Source organism: Nitrospirillum karajorum, from assembly GCF_036348415.1.
Lineage (GTDB): Bacteria > Pseudomonadota > Alphaproteobacteria > Azospirillales > Azospirillaceae > Nitrospirillum > Nitrospirillum amazonense_B.
Genome location: NZ_JAZBQB010000003.1, coordinates 1152902 through 1172209, shown reverse-complemented (window position 1 = coordinate 1172209; position 19308 = coordinate 1152902). Strand labels below are relative to the sequence as shown.

20 protein-coding genes and 1 tRNA gene are annotated in these 19308 nt (G+C 67.3%); 13 read left to right on the top strand and 8 right to left on the bottom strand.

Features of this window, described 5'->3' with window-relative positions:
* Positions 1-103: 103 nt before the first annotated feature.
* Entirely contained in the window at positions 104-1075 is a 972-nt protein-coding gene (locus tag UCD39_RS18985; protein ID WP_330497408.1) for a hypothetical protein, read from the bottom strand.
* A gap of 306 nt (positions 1076-1381) precedes the next feature.
* On the opposite strand from UCD39_RS18985, the gene UCD39_RS18980 reads away from it, so the two are divergent.
* From UCD39_RS18980 to UCD39_RS18960, 5 genes are all read left to right on the top strand, one after another.
* Entirely contained in the window at positions 1382-2182 is an 801-nt protein-coding gene (locus UCD39_RS18980) for an ABC transporter ATP-binding protein (RefSeq protein ID WP_330497407.1), read from the top strand.
* 86 nt (positions 2183-2268) lie between these two features.
* Positions 2269-3156 carry a transporter substrate-binding domain-containing protein gene (locus tag UCD39_RS18975; RefSeq protein WP_330497406.1) on the top strand — a complete coding sequence of 296 codons (888 nt, stop codon included), beginning with the start codon at positions 2269-2271 and terminating at the stop codon, positions 3154-3156.
* A gap of 291 nt (positions 3157-3447) precedes the next feature.
* On the top strand, positions 3448-4158 hold the full coding sequence (locus UCD39_RS18970; RefSeq protein WP_330497405.1) for an ABC transporter permease: 711 nt from the start codon (positions 3448-3450) through the stop codon (positions 4156-4158).
* On the top strand, positions 4155-4844 hold the full coding sequence (locus UCD39_RS18965) for an ABC transporter permease (protein ID WP_330497404.1): 690 nt from the start codon (positions 4155-4157) through the stop codon (positions 4842-4844). The genes UCD39_RS18970 and UCD39_RS18965 overlap by 4 nt, the downstream gene beginning before the upstream one ends.
* Before the next feature lie 101 nt (positions 4845-4945).
* Positions 4946-5575, top strand: a complete 630-nt coding sequence (locus UCD39_RS18960) for an acyloxyacyl hydrolase (protein ID WP_145732982.1) — start codon at positions 4946-4948, stop codon at positions 5573-5575.
* A gap of 160 nt (positions 5576-5735) precedes the next feature.
* Here UCD39_RS18960 and UCD39_RS18955 read toward each other — a convergent pair.
* A tRNA-Ala gene (locus UCD39_RS18955) sits at positions 5736-5811 on the bottom strand.
* Between the two features lie 277 nt (positions 5812-6088).
* On the opposite strand from UCD39_RS18955, the gene UCD39_RS18950 reads away from it, so the two are divergent.
* The 3 genes from UCD39_RS18950 to UCD39_RS18940 are packed head-to-tail and all read left to right on the top strand — an operon-like array spanning position 6089 to position 8197.
* On the top strand, positions 6089-6397 hold the full coding sequence (locus UCD39_RS18950; protein WP_330497403.1) for a YggT family protein: 309 nt from the start codon (positions 6089-6091) through the stop codon (positions 6395-6397).
* A gap of 4 nt (positions 6398-6401) precedes the next feature.
* A complete protein-coding gene (locus UCD39_RS18945; RefSeq protein ID WP_330497402.1) occupies positions 6402-6728 on the top strand; it encodes a DUF167 domain-containing protein in 327 nt (108 codons plus the stop codon).
* A gap of 41 nt (positions 6729-6769) precedes the next feature.
* Entirely contained in the window at positions 6770-8197 is a 1428-nt protein-coding gene (locus UCD39_RS18940; protein ID WP_330497401.1) for a hypothetical protein, read from the top strand.
* On the opposite strand, the gene UCD39_RS18935 is transcribed toward UCD39_RS18940, so the two are convergent.
* A complete protein-coding gene (locus tag UCD39_RS18935; protein ID WP_088870560.1) occupies positions 8116-9327 on the bottom strand; it encodes an argininosuccinate synthase in 1212 nt (403 codons plus the stop codon). The two genes, UCD39_RS18940 and UCD39_RS18935, sit on opposite strands and share 82 nt — an antisense overlap.
* A 274-nt stretch (positions 9328-9601) precedes the next feature.
* On the opposite strand from UCD39_RS18935, the gene UCD39_RS18930 reads away from it, so the two are divergent.
* Both UCD39_RS18930 and UCD39_RS18925 read left to right on the top strand, forming a co-directional pair.
* The gene (locus tag UCD39_RS18930; protein WP_322957162.1) at positions 9602-9853 is read left to right on the top strand and encodes a helix-turn-helix domain-containing protein; all 252 of its coding nucleotides are present in this window, start codon (positions 9602-9604) and stop codon (positions 9851-9853) included.
* A complete protein-coding gene (locus UCD39_RS18925; RefSeq protein WP_330497400.1) occupies positions 9850-11187 on the top strand; it encodes a HipA domain-containing protein in 1338 nt (445 codons plus the stop codon). The genes UCD39_RS18930 and UCD39_RS18925 overlap by 4 nt, the downstream gene beginning before the upstream one ends.
* Before the next feature lies 1 nt (position 11188).
* On the opposite strand, the gene UCD39_RS18920 is transcribed toward UCD39_RS18925, so the two are convergent.
* The 3 genes from UCD39_RS18920 to rlmN all read right to left on the bottom strand — a co-directional run bounded on the left by UCD39_RS18920 (position 11189) and on the right by rlmN (position 13154).
* Positions 11189-11413, bottom strand: a complete 225-nt coding sequence (locus tag UCD39_RS18920; RefSeq protein WP_330497399.1) for a hypothetical protein — start codon at positions 11411-11413, stop codon at positions 11189-11191.
* Between the two features lie 47 nt (positions 11414-11460).
* Positions 11461-11691, bottom strand: coding sequence for a hypothetical protein (locus UCD39_RS18915; RefSeq protein WP_330497398.1), 231 nt, complete (start codon positions 11689-11691; stop codon positions 11461-11463).
* Between the two features lie 248 nt (positions 11692-11939).
* On the bottom strand, positions 11940-13154 hold the full coding sequence (gene rlmN / locus UCD39_RS18910) for a dual-specificity RNA methyltransferase RlmN (RefSeq protein ID WP_145732969.1): 1215 nt from the start codon (positions 13152-13154) through the stop codon (positions 11940-11942).
* Positions 13155-13287: 133 nt separating this feature from the next.
* Here rlmN and UCD39_RS18905 point away from each other — a divergent pair, with 133 nt between their 5' ends.
* The gene (locus tag UCD39_RS18905; protein WP_330497397.1) at positions 13288-14094 is read left to right on the top strand and encodes an alpha/beta fold hydrolase; all 807 of its coding nucleotides are present in this window, start codon (positions 13288-13290) and stop codon (positions 14092-14094) included.
* A gap of 61 nt (positions 14095-14155) precedes the next feature.
* On the opposite strand, the gene UCD39_RS18900 is transcribed toward UCD39_RS18905, so the two are convergent.
* Together UCD39_RS18900 and UCD39_RS18895 are read right to left on the bottom strand one after the other, a co-directional pair.
* Positions 14156-16204, bottom strand: a complete 2049-nt coding sequence (locus UCD39_RS18900) for a methyl-accepting chemotaxis protein (RefSeq protein ID WP_330497396.1) — start codon at positions 16202-16204, stop codon at positions 14156-14158.
* Between the two features lie 201 nt (positions 16205-16405).
* Positions 16406-17068, bottom strand: a complete 663-nt coding sequence (locus UCD39_RS18895; protein ID WP_330498487.1) for a Crp/Fnr family transcriptional regulator — start codon at positions 17066-17068, stop codon at positions 16406-16408.
* 348 nt (positions 17069-17416) lie between these two features.
* Between UCD39_RS18895 and UCD39_RS18890 the strand changes: the two genes are divergently transcribed.
* Together UCD39_RS18890 and UCD39_RS18885 are read left to right on the top strand one after the other, a co-directional pair.
* A complete protein-coding gene (locus UCD39_RS18890) occupies positions 17417-17884 on the top strand; it encodes a hypothetical protein (protein WP_330497395.1) in 468 nt (155 codons plus the stop codon).
* Between the two features lie 85 nt (positions 17885-17969).
* Positions 17970-19160 (top strand): class I SAM-dependent rRNA methyltransferase, encoded by a 1191-nt coding sequence (locus UCD39_RS18885; RefSeq protein ID WP_330497394.1) that lies wholly within the window; start codon positions 17970-17972, stop codon positions 19158-19160.
* Positions 19161-19308 lie beyond the last annotated feature (148 nt).

Genomic DNA, 19308 nt, shown 5'->3' with positions numbered 1-19308 from the left:
GGACGCGACCGCGTCCGCCGGAAGTTTCCGGGGAACGGAGTGGACTGGAAACTGAGGACAAGCCCAGCCGGCGGATGCCGGCGCCCGGCGTTTGAGGGCGTCTTTACTTAGGCGCGGGCCGCGTCGCCAGGCGCCATTGCGTGGCTTGGCTGTAGCGCTTGGCCAGGAAGTGGTAGGTGCGCTTCAGCAAGGCTTCCAGGGCAGGGCTTTTTTCCACCGTCACGTTCAGCCATCCGTCCAGCACCTCATCCCAGGGCAGCAGGGACTGGTGCAGGTCGTCGCGCATTTCCCGGATATAGCTGATGTTCTGGTCGAACTTCCTCAGCATGGCCAGGATTTCGCCGGTCTGGGCGTCCACCTGGGCGAATCGGGATTCCAGGTCGGTGATGGGCGGCAGCGACAGGGTCTGCATCCGCACGATCTCCTCCTTCACCAGCCGCTCCGCCTTGTAGATGCGGTGGGCGGTTTCCAGCCCTTGGCGGACGAGGTGCAGGGCCTGGGCCCGTTCGCGCAGCGCCTCGATGTAGGACAGCTCCTTGGCCAGCATGTCGATGTGCATGCCGATCTCTTCTTCCGGGTCGCCCGCCAGCGACAACCGGTTGGCGATCATGCGGAAGGCCTCGTGCACGCGGGCCTTGGTGTTGGGATCCTCCACCACCTGTTCCAGTTGCTCGGGGCTGGAAACGACGGTTTCGCCGCCCGTCAGCCAGGTCACCAGCTGCACCGTCAGGCGGCCGCGCGCCACGTTGTAATGGCGGTCGTCCACCCGCCAGCTGGCGGAACCGTCAATCAACTCATTGGGGATGGTGTCGCCGGGGCGGATTTCGCGGACATAGCGCAGGCCCTTGGCCGCCATGGTCAGCAACTGCCCGTCGAAGGATTTGGGCTGGATGTCGAACTCGTTGTACAGCTTCTCGATGGGCACCTCGACATCCAGCTTGCCCAGCTTCATGCACATCACCGGCTCATCGTTCGTCTTGGACAGGATGAAGCGGCAGCCGTCGACGGTGAAAAGCTTGTGCTCGAACAGGAAGTGCGTGCTGCGGTTGGCCGCGGGCTGAATGCCTGTGCTCATGGGCGCTGGAAGACTCCAGATGGCGAACGGAGTCCCGCCCCGGGGCTGGGCGTGACAAGGGTTGTCACAGTACCACGTTTCAGGCCGGGGCTGCATCGGCATGGGGGTAGGATGGACGAACCCCCGGCTGTGACAGGAAACCTCTTTCCGTCCCGGGCGGCGCACGGTAGTTTTGCCGGCTTCGGGGTTTCCTCGCGGAAACGTCCCTCGGTCATTCACGGTCACCGGCTGGCGCGCGGCCCCCATCGCCGCGCCGGCCGGTCGCGCTTTCAGGTCCGGATGGGTCCGGACGAATTTCGGGGTCCTATGACGCAATCGCCGGCTGTCGCCGTGGCCGACCAAGCCAACACTGCCATCCAGGTGCGTGATCTGCACAAGCGGTTTGGCGAGACGGAAGTGCTGAAGGGCGTTTCCCTGACGGCGCGGGACGGTGACGTCATCTCCCTCATCGGCTCGTCCGGTTCGGGCAAGAGCACGCTGCTGCGTTGCATCAACCTGCTGGAAACGCCGGATGAGGGCCAGGTCTGGGTCAATGGCGAGCTGATCCGCATGGGCCGCGACCGCCGGGGCCATGCCGTTCCCGCCGACCGCAAACAGGTGGACCGCATCCGCCAGCGCCTGGGCATGGTGTTCCAAGGGTTCAATCTGTGGACCCACATGACGGTGCTGGAAAACGTCATCGAGGCGCCGTTGCATGTCCTGGGCGTGCCGAGGGGTGAGGCGGTGGACCGCGCCAAGGCCCTGCTGGACAAGGTGGGCCTGGGCCAGCGCCAGGACTATTACCCCAGCCAGCTGTCGGGCGGGCAGCAGCAGCGCGCCGCCATCGCCCGCATGCTGGCGATGCAGCCCCGCGTCATGCTGTTCGACGAACCGACCTCGGCGCTGGACCCGGAGCTGGTGGGTGAGGTGCTGCGCGTCATCCGCCAACTGGCGGATGAGGGCGCCACCATGCTGATCGTGACCCATGAGATGGCCTTCGCCCGTGACGTCTCCTCCCACGTGCTGTTCCTGCACCAGGGCCGGGTGGAGGAGGAGGGGACGCCCGATGAGGTGTTCGGCAACCCCCGCAGCGAACGCTGCCGGCAATTCCTGGCCCGGGGCGCCTGAGGCATACTGGACAACAAAGAGCGGCGGCCGATCGGACACGGGGTGTTGATGCGGACCGTCCCATCCTTGGTTTCGTAGGGGGTTTCATGAAGAAGCTGGTCTTGGGCCTGATCGCGGTGGCGGTGGTCGCCGGTGCCGCCTACCTGGCGACGCATCGCGCGCCGTCCGGCGCGGGCGGTCCCACCATCACCGACCAGGGGGTCCCCAATCCCCTGCGCGTCGCGACGGAAGGCGCCTACCCGCCCTTCAACGTGGCGGAGCCCGACGGCACCCTGAAGGGGTTCGACATCGACCTGGCGCGCGACCTCTGCCGCCGCATGGGCGTGAAGTGCGAGATCTCCGCCCAGGCTTGGGACGGGATCATCCCCGCCTTGCAGGCCGGCAAGTATGACGTGATCCTGGCCGGCATGTCGGCCACGGACGAGCGCCGCCAGGCCGTGGACTTCACCGTCCCCTACGTGCTGACCCCCGCCTATTTCGTGGCGCCCAAGGACAGCCCGCTGACCAAGATCGACTTCGGCCTGCAACGGCTGGACCTGGCCAACATGGACGAGGCCTCGACCCAGGCGCTGGACAAGCTGAAGGCGGCGCTGAAGGGTAAGACGGTGGGCGTGCAGGTCGCCACCATCCATGCCAGCTTCCTGGACACCTACCTGGGCGACACCATCACCATCCGCCGTTACGACACGCTGCAGAACCTGTCGCTGGACCTGGCGACCGGCCGCGTCGACGCCGGCCTGGCCGACATGACGGGCTGGCAGCCCTTCCTGGAGGGGGCGGATGGCCAGAACGCCGCCACCTTCGGCCCCGGCATCACCGGCGGCCTGCTGGGCCCCGGCATCGCCGCCGCCCTGCGCAAGGGCGACGGCCGCTTGCTGGACGCGCTGAACAACGCCATGAACGCCGCCAAGGAAGACGGCACGATGAAGAAGCTGGCGGAGCAGTGGTTCCACTTCGACGCGTCGGCGCATTGAGTTTTCCCTCAAGCGCCGGAGTCTTGAGTTGCCTCAGGCGCCGGCGGGGCATCCGCCCCTTGGCTTCCTCGCTGCGCCCCCTTTACGTTGACTGGGCGGTACTCGCTCCGGCGGCCGCGGTCGCGGCCTAGGGCCCTAGCGGGCCCGCCGGCGTCTGAGGCATGAGAGACAAGCGTAGCGACTAGGCCGCGACGGCGGCCGCCGGAGATTTCCGGGGAACGCAGTGGACTGGAAATCGAGGACAAGCCAAGGGCCGGATGGCCCGCCGGCGTCTGAGGAATTGGCACGGTAATGATAGACCTTCTGGGCTTTGGTGGCCGGGGCTGGGGCTTGCAGCTGCTGCAGGGCATGGGGATGACCCTGCTGGTGGCGGTGTCGGCCTATCTGTGGGGGCTGCTGCTGGGCGGGGCGGCGGCGGCGTTGAAGCTGTCCGGCCACCGGGGTGGACGGGTGGCGGCCGATGTCTACACCACCATCGTGCGCGGCGTGCCCTCCCTCCTGGTCATCTATCTGCTGTTCTTCGGCGGCAACAGCGCCGCCACCTGGGTGGTCAGCCTGCTGGGCTTCAACGGCCCGGTGGAGCTGTCGGCCCTACCCGTCGGCATCCTGGCGGTGGGCACGGTGTCCGGCGCCTATTCGGCCGAGGTGCTGCGCGGCGGTGCCCTGGCCGTGCCCCATGGCCAGGTGGAGGCGGCGAAGGCCCTGGGCATGAACCGCTGGCTGATCTTCCGTCGGGTGATGCTGCCCCAGGTGCTGCGCTATGCCCTGCCGGGCCTGGGCAATGTCTGGCAACTGACGCTCAAGGACACGTCGCTGGTGTCCGTGGTGGCGCTGGTGGAGCTGATGCGCGTGGCCTATCTGGCCCAGGGCGCCACCCGCCAGCCCTTCCTGTTCTTCACCACCGCCGGCGTGCTGTACCTGGGCATGGCCGGCCTGTCGGGCCGCCTGTTCGCCCGGGCCGAGCTGTGGGCCGGGCGGGGCGTGCGGAGGGCCGCGCGATGAATGCCTCCCTGCTGTCCACGCTGGTGGCGGCCCTGCCGCGGTTCGCGGCCGGGGCCAGCCTGACGGTGCAACTGGTCACACTGTCGTTGCTGGTGGGCCTGGTGCTGGCGACCGTCGTCGCCGTGATGCGGCTGTCCCATCTGCCGCCCTTGCGCTGGCTGGCGCGCGGCTACATCCACGTCTTCCGCTCCACGCCGCTGCTGGTCCAGATCTTCCTGATCTATTACGGCCTGGGCCAATTCGACGCCGTGCGCCAGAGCGTGCTGTGGCCCCTGCTGCGCCAGCCCTATTGGTGCGCCATCATCGCCTTCACCCTCAACACCGGCGCCTACACGGCGGAGATCATGCGCGGTGGCATCGAGGCCGTGCCCCATGGCCAGATCGAGGCGGCCAAGGCCTGTGGCATGAACGGCAGCCTGCTGTTCCGGCGCATCGTCCTGCCCCAGGCCTTCCGTCTGGCGCTGCCCGCCTATGGCAATGAGATCATCCTGATGCTGCAGGGCAGCGCCCTGGCCAGCACCATCACCCTGATGGACCTGACGGGCGTGGCCAAGGACATCGCCTCGCGCACCTATCAGCCCATCGAGGCCTTCTGCCTGGCGGGGGCGATCTACCTGGGTATGAGCTTCCTCATCACCCGGGGCGTGCAATTGGCGGAGCGGCGGCTCAGCCCAGCCCGGCGGTAAGGTTGCTCGCAGGGAACCGTTTTGTCCGTTTCCCCTTGAGTTGGCGCCGGATTGCTCTGCATAAAGGCGGAAATACCCCTCCATCTTTCCCAAGCAGGATCATGACGAAGACCTCCCGCAAGGCTCCGCGCGGCCGTGGTTTGCGCGCCGCCACCTCTCTGCTGGCCACGTCCCTGTTGACCGCCGCCGCTGGCATGGCGACGCCGGCCCTGGCCGCCGACCGCGACCCCGACCTGCTGGCCCTGGGTATCGGCATTTATGACCAGTCCTGGATCGACCCGCCCGCCTTCTTCCAGGTGGACGCCGACACCCCCCACGACCGCAGCCAGTTCGTCACCGCCGAATACCGTTTCGGCTGGTCGCTGGTGAAGGTGGACGATTGGTTCGCCATCAAGCCGCTGGTGGGCGTGATGGAAACCTTCAAGGGCAGCTTCTACGGCTATGGCGGCCTGCAGGCGGACTTCACCTGGGGGCCGTTCTTCATCACCCCCAGCGCCGCCGCCGGCTATTACGCCCATGGCGACGGCAAGGACATGGGCTATCCCCTGGAGTTCCGCACCCAGATCGAGACCGGCTACCGCTTCACCAACGGCGACCGCTTCTCCATCGCGCTCAGCCACATCTCGAACGCCGAACTGGGCAAGACCGTCACCATCCCGGGCACCCCGCGCACCCGGACGGTCAACCCCGGCGCCAACAACCTGGTGGCCTATTACAGCTTCGCCCTCTGATCCTTCAGCCGAGGGTGAATGAAAGAGCGGCGCGGAAGGGGCACTTCCGCGCCGTTTCTTTTGGGCGCTGGGCGGCGACGCTGTGGCGTGGGCATGCCAAAAGGCCGGCACCAACCGGTCCGTCCCACATCTGTCATCACTATTTTGGAAAGGAGGGATTTGGTGGAGCCGAGGAGGATCGAACTCCCGACCTACGCATTGCGAACGCGTCGCTCTCCCAGCTGAGCTACGGCCCCACACTCAAATCCGGCGGCGGGCATAGTCCCGGGCGCCTGAAGTGGGCGGGATAATGCTCAGGGCGACCCCGCCTGTCAAGCGGCCATTCTGCCGGCCAGGTGGAATATCCGTCCTGCGGTGACGCGGGTGCCCACACATGGTCCCACCCCGGGATGCGCGCCCTGGGTCCGCTTGGCTCCCCGGCGGTGCGGCCAGTGCGGGCCTACGCTGGACAAGGGGGCGGCCCGCCCGTAGGGTGGCGGCCATGCCGTTGAAACCATTGGGGACGGAACCGCCATGGATCCTTTGATCCGCACCATCCTGGAATTGCTGCTCGTGGTGCTGAACCTGGCTTGGTGGGTGCTGATGGTCAGCGCCATCCTGAGCTGGCTGGTGATGTTCGGGGTGATCAACACCCGCAACCGCTTCGTCGCCACCCTGATGGACGTCACCTACCGCCTGACGGAACCGCTGCTGCGCCCCATCCGCAACGTCGTGCCCAACCTGGGCGGGGTCGACATCTCCTTCATCGTGCTGATGCTGATCATCTGGGCGCTGGAACGGCTGATCCAGAACTACATGTTCAGCGCCTTGATGTTCCGCTAAGGCGGTGGCCGAGATCAAACCGGCTGCCGAGGCGATCCCCGGCGGGGTGCGCGTGTATTTGCGCGTCACCCCCCGCGCCTCCCGCACCGCCATCCAGGGCCTCATGGAGGGGCCGGAGGGCCGCCAACTGCTGAAGGTGGCCGTCACCACCGTGCCCGAGGACGGCAAGGCCAACGAGGCCGTGCTGAAGCTGCTGTCCAAGACGTGGCGCGTTTCCAAATCCAGCCTCACCATCGTCGCCGGCCAGACCGACCGCAACAAGGTGGTGGAGGTGGCGGGGGAGGCGGAGGTGCTGCTGCGCCTTATCGTCGGTCACGATCTCGAGGGGTAGTCTCCAGCGTTTTGAGCGCATTGAGGGCGTGGATGCGGAACATGGGTTGGAGCAGATTGATCCTGGCAGGGCTGTTGATGGGCCTATGCCTGGAGGAGGCCGTGGCGGCCGCCGATCCAGAGGACATGTCTGTTCCGCTGTCCCTGCGCGCCACCCTGATGTCCTTGCGCGATCCGGGGCGGTCGAGCAAGCCCGGGAACTTTGACCCTAGCGACACCATTCGCCTGCGCGAGGCCGACCCGCGCATGATGGACGTGAAGCATCAATTGCGCGACTGGGTGGAAGCCCGTCTGGCGGCCGCCGGGAGGGATGCCGATCCGGCAGCCCTGGCCCGGCAGCTGAATGCCGATCTCCAGGCGGCCGATCTTTTCTGTGAAGCCCAGGCCGGCGGCCCGGATCGGTGCCCGGATGATGGGGGCTTCTGGAGCGGTGTTGGCTTCCTGGCGCCAGTGCGATTGGAACCGGTGGCTGACGGTGCCCTCCTGGTTTTGCGCACCGGCATCGGCATCCGGTGTGGCACGGACGACAGCGCCTACGCCTATCAGTGGCGGGACGGCGCCCGGCGCCGGCTGTGGCAGAGCGAGCAGGACATCCAGCTGGGCAAGCCCTACCTGCCGCAGACGCTGCAATCAGTTCAGATCTCGGCACCCGATCCCGCGACCCGGGCACGCCTTATGCTGACTCTAGGACACCAGAGCTGGTGCTCTTCCAACTGGTATCCTGTCTATATCCGTTTATGGCAGGTGGCGGATAGCGGGGTGACGTCTCTGGTCGATGAGGCGCCCGACGCCTATTTGGCCCGGCATGACATTCCCATCCTTGGCCGGCTGACCTCCACCGAGGCGACGGTGGAATTCAGCGCCGGCGGCTTTGATGAGGCCACCTTGTTCCACGGGGCGGTGCGGCACTACCGGATCGATGGCGGAACGGTGACGCGTATCGGTCCGGCCGCCCTTACCCCCCGCGATTTCGCGCAGGAATGGGTGAAGATCGCCTGGCCGGAGGCCTTGCGCTGGGCGGCACCCAACGTCAACGTCGCCAACCTTCAGGCTTGGCGCAAGAAGTGGGGCAAGGATGGGGCCTTAGGCGAGGTCGCCGCCACCCGGCACTGCCGTGCCGATCCCGAGCTGTGGCAGGTGGAGGCGAATTTCGCCGACACGGCCCCGGACTTGGGCCAGACCTATTTCCTGGTTCGCTGGCGCAAGCCGGACCGCCTTCAAATGGTGGACATCTTGTCCGCGCCGCGAGCTGATTGCGATGAGGCGGATGAAGCAGCGGACCGGGAACGCTCGCTGTTCACGCCGCGGGAATGGGGGACGCGAAGTAGCGTCCTCGACAAAAAGCCCCGCCCGGTTTCCCAGGCGGGGCTTCCTTGCAGCGGTAAGGCTTACTGCTTGCCGGCCATGGCGCCCAGGCGCAGGCGCAGGGCGTTCAGCTTGATGAAGCCTTCGGCGTCCTTCTGGTTATAGACGCTGTCGGCCTCGAAGGTGACGTAGTCCAGGCGGTACAGCGAGTTCGGGCTCTGGCGGCCGACCACGCGGGCGGAACCCTTGTACAGCTTCAGGCGCACGACGCCGGTGACGCGCTTCTGGGTGTTGTCGATCAGGGCCTGCAGGGCCTCACGCTCCGGGCTGAACCAGAAGCCGTTGTAGATCAGCTCGGCATAGCGCGGCATGATCTCGTCCTTCAGGTGCATGGCGCCGCGGTCCAGCGTCAGGCTCTCGATGGCGCGGTGGGCCACCGACAGCAGGGTGCCGCCGGGGGTCTCGTACACGCCGCGGCTCTTCATGCCGACATAGCGGTTCTCCACCAGGTCCAGGCGGCCGATGCCGTTGGCGCCGGCCAGCTCGTTCAGGCGGGTCAGCAGGGCCGCCGGGCCCAGCTTCTGCCCATCGACGGCCACCGGGTCGCCGCCCTCGAACTCGATCTCAACATAGGTCGGGGTGTCCGGCGCCTTTTCCGGGGCGACGGTGCGGGTGTACATGTCCTCGTCGGGCTCTTCCCACGGGTTCTCCAGCGCCTTGCCCTCGTAGGAGATGTGCAGCAGGTTGGCGTCCGTGCTGTACGGCGCCTCACCGCGCTTGTCCTTGGCGATCGGAATCTGGTGCTTCTCGGCGAACTCCAGCAGGGCGGTGCGGCTGTTCAGGGTCCATTCGCGCCAGGGGGCGATGACCTTGATGTCCGGCTTCAGGGCGTAATAGCCCAGCTCGAACCGCACCTGGTCGTTGCCCTTGCCGGTGGCGCCATGGGCCACGGCGTCGGCGCCGACGGCCTTGGCGATCTCGATCTGGCGCTTGGCGATCAGCGGACGGGCGATGGAGGTGCCCAGCAGGTAGACGCCTTCATACAGCGTGTTGGCCCGGAACATGGGGAACACGAAGTCGCGCACGAACTCGTCACGCAGGTCGTCGATGTAGATGTTCTCGGGCTTCACGCCCAGCAGCTCGGCCTTCTTGCGGGCGGGCTCCAGCTCTTCACCCTGGCCCAGGTCGGCGGTGAAGGTCACGATCTCGCACTTATAGGTCTCCTGCAGGTATTTCAGGATGACGGAGGTGTCGAGACCGCCGGAGTAGGCGAGGACAACTTTCTTGACGCTCATGACTGTACGCCCGCTAAAGGTCAGGGTGGAATGCGTCCGGACGTTATCCCCCGGGCGCCCGCCTGGCAAGATTAGTGCGCCTGTGACGACCGCATCCCCAGCCCTCGCCAGCGTCGGTTTGGGTGAAGGAATGTTCGGCGTACGACGAATACAGGGTTGGTGTGAAAGCTTCAGCGGGTTACGTTAGCCGTACGACGAACGGTGATGGAATCTGGATCGTATCATGTCCGGCGTTAGTCGAGCGGCGAACAGGAAGCGGGATCGGGGGGCGCCATTGGCCCAGTTTGGCGCCATTGTGCAGGACGTGACCGATGCCGTTCCGCTGGATGGTCCTGGCCGTCTGGGCGCCCTGATTCGTGCCCGGCGCCAGGCCTTGGGCATGACCTTGCGTGAGGTCGCGGCCGGCACTGGCTTTAGCCTGTCCTTCCTCTCGGCGGTGGAAAACGGCAAGCCCACGGCCGAACTGGGCAAGGTCATGGCCTACATGCAGGCCCTGGGCATCGATCTGTTTGGAGGATTGCGGTGACTGGGGACGGGCGGGCTCTGGAGGTTTTCCTGGGTGAACGCGGGGTTGGTGTCCTGGAGGCAGACGACCTGGGCCGCCTGACCTTCACCTATGCCGATCGCGACCCACTGTCGCGGCTATCGATCAGCATGCGGCCTCAACCCGAGCCTTATGCTGACGCGGAGTGTCGACCTTTTTTTGCCGGGCTGCTTCCGGAGGGGGAGGCCTTGGCCGCCGCTGCCGAACGCCGCCGGTTGCAGTCGTATGAGACCTTTAACCTGTTGCGTGAATACGGCGCTGAATGTGCTGGTGCGGTGCGGCTGCTGCAGCCCGGCAGCCGGCCGGAGATTCCGCAGGATTATGAGCCGCTGGATGAAGCGGACCTCGCCCGCATAATCGATGAGATTCCGGCGTCGCCCAACTCCGCCGGCGACCGGCGGGTCCGCCTGTCCCTAGCCGGGGCCCAGCCCAAGACCGCCGTGGCCCTACTGGGCGGGCGCTTCTATCGACCCCTCAACGGCTCCCCCTCCACCCATCTCATCAAGGTGGCCCCTGCTGGGAAGCCGGATTTCGCCCTGGTGCCCAAGGCGGAGGCATTCTCAATGGCGCTGGCGGCCAGCCTGGGTGTGGACGTGGCGGGAACGGCCCTACGCACGTTCGCGGGGCGTGAATGCCTGTTGGTGGAGCGCTACGATCGACGTGTCGAGGGCGGCCGTGTCCATGAAATCCATCAGGAGGATTTCTGTCAGGCACTGGGCTATCCGCCGGAACGTAAATATGAGTTTTCCGCCAATGAGGCAGGCGAGGCCCAAAAAGTAGGGCCTGGCTTGAGCCAGTGCTTGGCCCTGGCCCAGCGGACGGCGGCCCCATTGCTGGGGCGGGCGGAGTTGTTGCGGCGGATAATCGCCACGGTCCTGCTCGCCAATGCCGATGCCCACGCCAAGAATTTCAGCCTGCTCTATGATGCGCCGGGCCGTGCGCCATCCTTGGCCCCAGCCTATGACATGCTGTGCACCCGTATCTTTCCGGTTACGGAAGATTTGGCCATGGCTGTCGGTGCCGCCACCCGGCCAGACGCGATCCGTAAGGTTGATTGGCTCATACTGGCGCCGGCGGCCACCCCTGGTGCCCTCAGCGGGCTGGAGGCGGCGGTGAAAGCCCAAGCGGAGAGCGTGCTGTCAAAGCTGGACGCCTTGCGGCAGAAGCCGGAATTTGCCGGTGTCCAGCCCTATGAGAATATTCGCCGTTGCGTGGCGGAGGTGGTGCGCAGCGTGGCCGCCGCCTTCGACTGGACCATCGTGGCTGAGGCGCCGCCCTATCTGACGCGCGCGGGTGGCTGGACCATTCCCAGCTGACTCACCCCTTCTGCCGGGGCCAGCGCGTATAGGCCAGGTACCACAGCGCGGGCACGCCTAGGACGGGGAAGTACAGCAGCAGCGCCCAATAGGGGTTGCGGCCCACCTTGGCCAGCACCAGGCCGGCGGCGCAGACGGCGATGGTGGCCAGGATGACGACGATCAGCAGGGCGGCCCAGGTGGGCAGCAGCAGGCTGAGGGCGGGGGCGTAGGCCAGGGGCAGCATGGGCGCTTACTCCGACGCGGCGGCCTGGGCGGCCGCCCGTTCGCGCTTCAGGCGTTCGCGCGGGTGCATCTTGGGGGGCGGACGGGCAGGATGGGCCAGGGCGTCTTGGCCAGCAGCACCAGGAAGATGACCGGGCCCAGCAGGGGCAGGGCCAGCCACAGGGGCCAGCGGCGGGGCAGGCCGGCGCGGGCGACCAGCCGGTAGGCTGGCCACAGCAGCAGGGCCGTGACGCCGAGGTGGATCATCAGGCTGTTGACGAGATCGGTACCGAGATCCAAAGCGCGCGTCCCCCACGGGTCCTTATGGGCCGGATGATAGCAAAGCGCCGCAGGGATTACAGGGCCGGCATCACCCCCGCCTTGAGGTGGCTCAGGCGCCGGGGCGGCCCCCCGCCCAGCGGCATGACCGCTCATGCCGCTGTAGGCCCCGACCGGGGCCGCCGGAGATTTCCGGGGAACGCAGTGGACTGGAAATCGAGGACCAGCCAAAGGGCCGGATGGCCCTGCCGGCGCTTGAGGACCTTAACTTAAAGAGTCCCCGTCGCGGCCAGCACGGCTTCCTTTTCCGCCACCTGGGCGGCGTATTCGGCCTGCAGGGCCTTGTGCGCCTCAAGGGCCGCGATGCGGGCCTGGGCGGTGGGCTTGGTGCTCTCGCTCTTCAGCTGGCCGCAGGCGGCCAGGATGTCGCGGCCGCGCGGGGTGCGCACGGGCGAGGCGTAGCCGGCGTTGTTCACGAAGTCCGCGAACTTCGTGATCTGCTCATCGGTCGAGCACTCGAACGGCGCGCCCGGCCAATAGTTGAAGGGGATCAGGTTGATCTTGGCCGGGATGCCGCGCAGCAGGCGCACCAGCTCGCGCGCGTCGGCCAGGCTGTCGTTCACGCCCTTCAGCATGACGTATTCGAAGGTGATGCGGCGCGCGTTGCTCAGGCCCGGATAGTCCCGGCACGCCTGCATCAGTTCCTTGATGGGGTACTTGCGGTTCAGCGGCACGATGCGGTCGCGCAGCTCATCATTCACCGCGTGCAGGCTGACGGCCAGGTTCACGCCCAGCTCATCGCCGCACTGGCGCATCATGGGCACGACGCCGGAGGTGGACAGGGTGATGCGCCGCTTGGAAATGGCGATGCCCTCGCCATCCATGACGATCTTCAGGGCCTTGGCGACGTTGGCGTAATTGAACAGCGGCTCGCCCATGCCCATCATGACGATGTTGCTCAGCATGCGCCCGTCGGGCGGGGCCGGCCATTCGTCCAGGTGGTCGCGCGCCAGCATGACCTGGCCCACGATCTCGGTGGCGTCCAGGTTGCGGACCAGGCGCTGGGTGCCGGTATGGCAGAAGCGGCAGGTCAGGGTGCAGCCCACCTGGGAGGAGACGCAGAGCGTGCCGCGGTCTTCCTCGGGGATGTGGACGGTCTCGATCTCCTGGCCGTCGGGCATGCGGGCCAGCCACTTGCGGGTGCCGTCCTCGCTCTTCAGGTCCTTCACGGCGGTGGGCCGGTCGATGACGTAAAGGTCGGCCAGCTTCTCGCGCACCGGCTTGGCCAGTGTGCTCATCACCGCGAAATCGGTGGCGCCGCGATGATAAATCCAGTGCCACAGCTGGCGCGCGCGAAAGCGCTCCAGCCCGGCCCTTGCGACCTCAGCCTCCAGATCGTCCCGCGACAGGCCGACCAGGTTCACCCGCCCATCCGCCCGAGGAGGCGGCGGGGCGAATTCCTTCATGTGATTTTCCACGCCCATGGCGGCGATAGATGGGCCAGATCCGGCCCCGAGTCAAAGGGGGGACCCGGGAAAAATGCGCGGGGCGGGGTTGCGTCCGGGGTCGGGGCCGGCTATCGCGGGTGGGCGGAATACAAGCGGGAGGGACAGGGCCATGAGCCTGCATCAGGTGACGGCGGGGGATGGCACCCTGCTGGCGGTGGCGGAGGGCGGCGTGCCCGAGGGCAGGCCCATCCTGTTCCTGCACGGCTTCGGCCAGAGCCATCGCGCCTTCCGCGCCCAGTTCGCCGGTCTCCTGGCGGCGGAGTTCCGCCTGCTGGCGCTGGACCTGCGCGGACATGGCCAATCCGGCCGGCCAGAGGATCCAGCCGCCTATGGCGACGGCCCGCACTGGGGCGAGGACGTCATGGCCGTGCGCCGCGCCCTGGGTTTGGCGGATCTGATCCTGGTGGGGTGGTCCTACGGCGGCGCCGTGCTGGCCGACCATGCGGCCGGGTTCGGAACGGAGGGGATCGCCGGCGCGGTTTTCGTCGGGGCCTGCCCCCGGCTGGGCAAGGCCGCCGCCCCCTATCTGGGCCCCGCCGCCAAGGCCCATTTCCCGCCCATCCTGTCCGATGACCTGGCGGCCCATGAAAGCGGCGCCCGCGCGCTGGCTGAGGCCCTTGGCGAGCGGGAGGAGGCAGATTCGGCGGTGGCCGACACCCTGTCGGTGCCCCTGGCCGCACGGCGGGCCATGATGCGCCGCCAGAGGGACGGTGCCGCCTTGGCGGCCTTCGACCGTCCCGCCCTGGTGGTCCATGGCCGGGATGACCCCGTGATCCTGCCGGCCATGGCCGACTGGCTGGCGGCAACCCTGCCGCAGGCGCAGGTGCATCTCTACGATGGCGTCGGGCACGCCCCGTTCCTCGAGGCGCCCCACCGCTTCGACGCCGACGTGGCGGCGTTCGCCCGCCGGGCCTGACGCGCTTTGGCCAATGGCATTTGATCGTGACCGCGCAAATGCCGCTTTCAGTCGCCGGGGATTAAGCCGCGCGCACCTTGGAGATGAAGGCGTCGACCTGGGTGCGCAGCGCGTCGGACTGCCGCGACAGATCCTCCGCCGCCGTCAGGACCTGGCTGGAGGCCGCCCCCGTCTCCCCGGCCGCCTGGGTGACGGCGGTGATGTTGGTCGCCACCTCAGCCGTACCGGAGGATGCCTGCTGGACGCTGCGGGCGATTTCCTGGGTGGCGGCGCCCTGCTCCTCCACCGCCGAGGCGACGGTGGTCGCGATCTCGTTGATGCGGGTGATGGTGCCGGTGATGCCCTCGATGGCCAGCACCGAATCGGTGGTGGCCTGCTGGATGGCCTTGACCTGGGCCGAGATGTCCTCGGTTGCCTTGGCGGTCTGGGTGGCCAGCAGCTTGACCTCGGAGGCGACGACGGCGAAGCCCTTGCCCGCCTCACCGGCGCGCGCCGCCTCGATCGTCGCGTTCAGGGCCAGCAGGTTGGTCTGGCCGGCGATGCCGTTGATCAGCTTCACCACGTCGTCGATCTTTTGCGCGGCGGAGGCCAGGGCCTGCACCTGCGTGTTGGTCCGGCCGGCATCGGTCACCGCCTGGCTGGCGATGCGCGTCGACTCCGCCACATGGCGGCTGATCTCACCGATGGAGGAGGACAGTTCCTCCGCCGCCGAGGCGACCGTCTGCACATTGGCGGAGGCCTGTTCGGCGGCCGCCGCCACGGCGGTGGACCGCAGGCTGGTCTGCGCGGCGGTGGACGACATGGACTGCGCTGTGGACTGCAACTGCGCCGAGGCGGAGGACACCGTGCCCACCACGCCCTTCACGCTGGCCTCGAACTCGTCGGCCAGCTTGGTCATGGTCGCGCGCTTCTCCTCTTCGGCCCGGCGCTTCATCGACTCCTGCTCGGCGCGCAGGCGGTCCGCTTCGATCATCTTGCGCTTGAAGACCTCGACCGACGCGGCCATGTCGCCGATCTCATCCTTGCGGCCGACGCCGGGCACCTCGACCGACTGGTCGCCGCCCGCCAGGCGGGTCATGGCCTGGGTCATGCCGGCCACCGGCCGGGTGATGTCGCGCACGATCACCGTGCTGAGCACGCCGGTGACGCCGAACAGCGCCAGCGTCGCCGCCAGGGCCGTCCACAGCACGCCCCTGGCGTCGTCCTGGACGCGCTCCCCTTGCGCCAGCAGATTGTGGGACAGGTAGTCCTCGACCGTCTTCATCATGTCGATGCGCGTGGTGGTCGTCTTGTACCAATAGGCGCCTTCGATGCCGCCCAGCGCGTCGCCGGGGGCGGTTTCCACGGCGACCTTGCGCATGCGCTCAACCTCGCTGACCGCTTCACCGGTCACCGTGCGGGCCAGGAACGCCTGGTCCTCAAGGGAGGCGCTGGCGGCGAACAGGCGGAAATATGTCGCCTCATCCGCGACCGTGCCCAGGAAGCGCCGGTATTGGGCCATGTCGAACTTGCCGGCGGCGAAGGCCGGCGCGCCGTTCGCCCGCTCCTCTCCCGCCCGCTCCTTCGCTTGGGTGAAGTTGACGTAGGTCGACAGCGCCCGCGCCACGTCCGGGTTGGTCACCGACTTCGAAATCTCGATATCGACGTCCAGTTGACGCAGGATCGTCGCCGTGAAATAGGCGCTCGACTCGGCGGCGGGAATTTGCAGGCCGTCGATCTTGCGCCGCACCTCATCCAGCTGCGTCAGCCGCTGAGAGGCGTCGGCCAGGATCTGGGCCAGTGCGGCGCCGGCCGAGGCGGTGGCGTCGCCTTTCAGTGCCGCCTCCAGCGCCCGGCGCCGCTGGTCGGTGCGCGCCCGCTGCTCCGGCAGTTCCCGCTGGAGCTGCGTACCCTTGCTGCCCAGGAACACGGCCGAGGCGCCCCGCTCGCGCTGCATCTCATGCACCAGATCGCCGACCGTGGTGGCGAGCTGCGTCAGCCGCGACAGGGTTTGCATCTGGGAGACGGTTGCCTGTTTTTCCGCCAGGATGACGACGGCGGCCAGCAGCAGGCCCAGCGATGGCACCAGCAGCGCCAGCACCACGCGGTGCAGGATTCGGAAACGGTTCATGGGAATCGGTATCTTCGGCTTTTCTAAAAAAAGCACGCTAATGCAATCGATCCCAAAGGAAAATTCGAAAGTTTGGTTAATTATAAATTTGATTTAATAAATGATTTTCCGGGTGTGGTTGTTGCGCCCTTCTCGTCCGCAATGAAAGAATCACATAAGGACAAGTCACGGCCCGTTGAGGGCGGCGATCCTTAACCGAGGTCAGGCGCCCTCGGCCAACTCCAGCAGGTCGTCCATGTCCTGGATTTGAACCTTGTTGCCTTCCAACAGGCTGATGACCCGGCTGGTCTTCAGCTGGGTGAAGGTGCGGCTGACGGTTTCGGTGGTCAGGCCCAGGTAGTCGGCGATGTCGGCGCGGCTCATGGGCACATGCACCGGGTTGGTCTTGTGACCGCGCCGGCTGGCCCGCTGCGACAGCAGCAGCAGGAAGGAGCAAATCTTCTCCTTCGCCGTCTTGCGGCCCAGCAGCAGCATCTGGTCCTGCGCCGCCGCCAGCTCGTTCGACGCCATGGAGAACAGGCGACGCTGCATCTTGGGGAACTCGTCCAGCAGCGCCTCCATGCGGCGGCGGGGGAAGCGGCACAGCGACACCGGCGTCACCGTCTCGGCGGTGTAGGCGTAGCTGTCGTTGACCGACAGGCCGAAGAAGTCGCCCGGCAGCAGGAAGCCGGTGATTTGCCGCCGGCCATCGGGCAGCAGCTTGTAGACCTTCACGGTGCCGGAGGTGACATTGTACAGGGTTTCCGCCGGGTCGCCCTCACCGAACACGGTGTGGCCGGCATCGAAGCGGGTGGTTTGCAGGATCTCCGCCAGGCGGCGCAACTCCTCCGCTTCCAGCGCGGCGCAGACGGTCAGGGTACGCACGGTGCAGGCGCTGCAGGGATGGATTTCCCCGGCGGGGTCGGACTTGGCGTTCGTCTGGACGGTCGCGTCCCTGCCATAGGCGAAATCGATGTGAGTCATTGCCGCACTCCGCTATCAGCCGCCACCCTTCGCCCGCTCATGGCGCGATTGTGGGTGGTGCGGCCGGTCTTTCGTTCCCCAATCAGTGCCGCGAGGTCAGCATATAGCCGGGGAACGACTTAGGAAAAGGCTAGAGATCGCCGTGACTGGCTTACTCCAACCCGTCGTTTATTCTTTGATCCAGATCATGGCGGGGCGTCATGGCGCGTTGTACGGGTGGCGATCCCTCCGGCTCGGATCTGCGCTTCCATGCCTACATTCGTAACCCGCCCCTTGGATCCTCGTCAGATCGACCAGGCCTACGCGTTGATGCGCCCCTTCTATCCGGACCTGACGGTGGAGCGGTGGCGCGACCATGCCCTGGCCCTGCTGGCCCCCGGCAGCCGGGGCGGCATCGTCACGGTGCAACTGGACCATCGCTACATGCATGGCCTGTTCTCCTATCTGATGGTGCCGGATTTGGACCATCGGCTAGGTCTGCAGGTGGACGTGTTCGTGGCCCTGGACCTGTTCGACCGGGAGGGGGCGGCGGACGCGCTGCTGGCGGAAATGGACCGGATCGCCCTGCGCTACGGCTGCGACGCCATCCACATCACCCTGCCGGACAGCCAGGTCAAGGCGCACCCGTCGCTGGCCCGCTTCCGCGCCCTGGGGCACCTGCCCGAGGGGCGGCGCCTGTGCAAGCACATGGCGGCGGAGGCGGCGGTCCCTGCCTGAGAACCCGGTAGCCCCGTCCCCGGCGACGGGATCCCTTGCGCCCTTTGCCGTTGTGCCCCGGCCGCCGCGCGCTATGCTCCGGCCCATGACTGAAAAGCTTCCCACCCTGCTGTTCCAGGCGGGCCGGCACAAGCGCGTGGCCGGTGGCCACCCCTGGGCCTATTCCAATGAAATCCAGATGGACGCGGCCGCCAAGGCCCTGCCCAAGGGCGGGCTGGTGCGCCTGGCCGATGCCGGCGGCGGCGTCCTGGGCATCGCCACCTTCAACCCGCACACCCTGATCGCGGCGCGGGTCCTGACCCGCGACCTGTCGGAGACGGTGGACGCCGGCTTTTTCGCCAAGCGCTTCCGCACGGCGGCGGCGCTGCGCGATCGCCTGATCGGCCGGCCCTATTACCGCCTGGTGCATGCGGAGGCCGACGGCCTGCCGGCGCTGATCGTGGACCGGTATGGCGACGTGCTGGTGGTGCAGGCCAATTCCGCCGGCATGGACCGCCTGCTGCCCCAGATCCTGGAAGGCCTCGCGGAGGTCTTTCCCGCATCGTCCGTCATCCTGCGCAACGACAGCGCCGCCCGTGGCCTGGAAGGTGTGGGCGAGGAGGTGCGGGTGGCCGTCGGTACGGTCGACGGCCCCATCAAGGTCGAGGAAAACGGCGCCACCTTCTTCGCCGACCCGGCGGGCGGGCAGAAGACGGGCTGGTTCTATGACCAGCGCGACCACCGCGCCTTCGTCGCCAACCTGGCGCAGGGCCGGTCGGTCATCGATTTCTACAGCTATTGCGGCGGCTTCGGCGTGCTGGCCGCCACCCGGGGGGCGGCGCGCGCCGTGCTGGTCGACCGCTCCGCCGGCGCCCTGGAACTGGCCGGCAAGGCGGCGGAGGCCAATGGCGTCGCCGATAAGGTCGAACTGCGCAAGGCCGACGCCTTCGCCGAGCTGGAACGCCTGGCCGAGGCCGGCGAGACGTTCGAGGTGGTGATCTGCGATCCGCCGGCCTTCGTGAAGTCCAAGAAGGATCTGGCCAACGGCAGCCGCGCCTATCGCAAGCTGGCCAAGCTGGGTGCCCAGATCACCGCCCCCGGCGGCATCCTGCTGGTGGCCAGCTGTAGCCACAACATGCCGCCCGACACCTTCGCCGAACTGGTGGCCAAGGGCCTGGGCGACGCCCGCCGCCAGGGGCGCATCCTGCGCTTCTCCGGCGCCGGCCCGGATCATCCGGTGCATCCCCTGCTGCCGGAAAGCGCCTATCTCAAGGCCGAGGTCTTCGCCCTCGACTGATATCAGCGGCACGAGACTTTGACACGTGCCGCTGCAGCGGATGCCGGCGCCTGACGCGACTAAGATAAGCGGCTGATATCGGCCGCTTTTTTCGTTCTTCGGGCGCATTTTTCGCACTTGCAGCGATGCGGCGGACCCGGGTCACCCC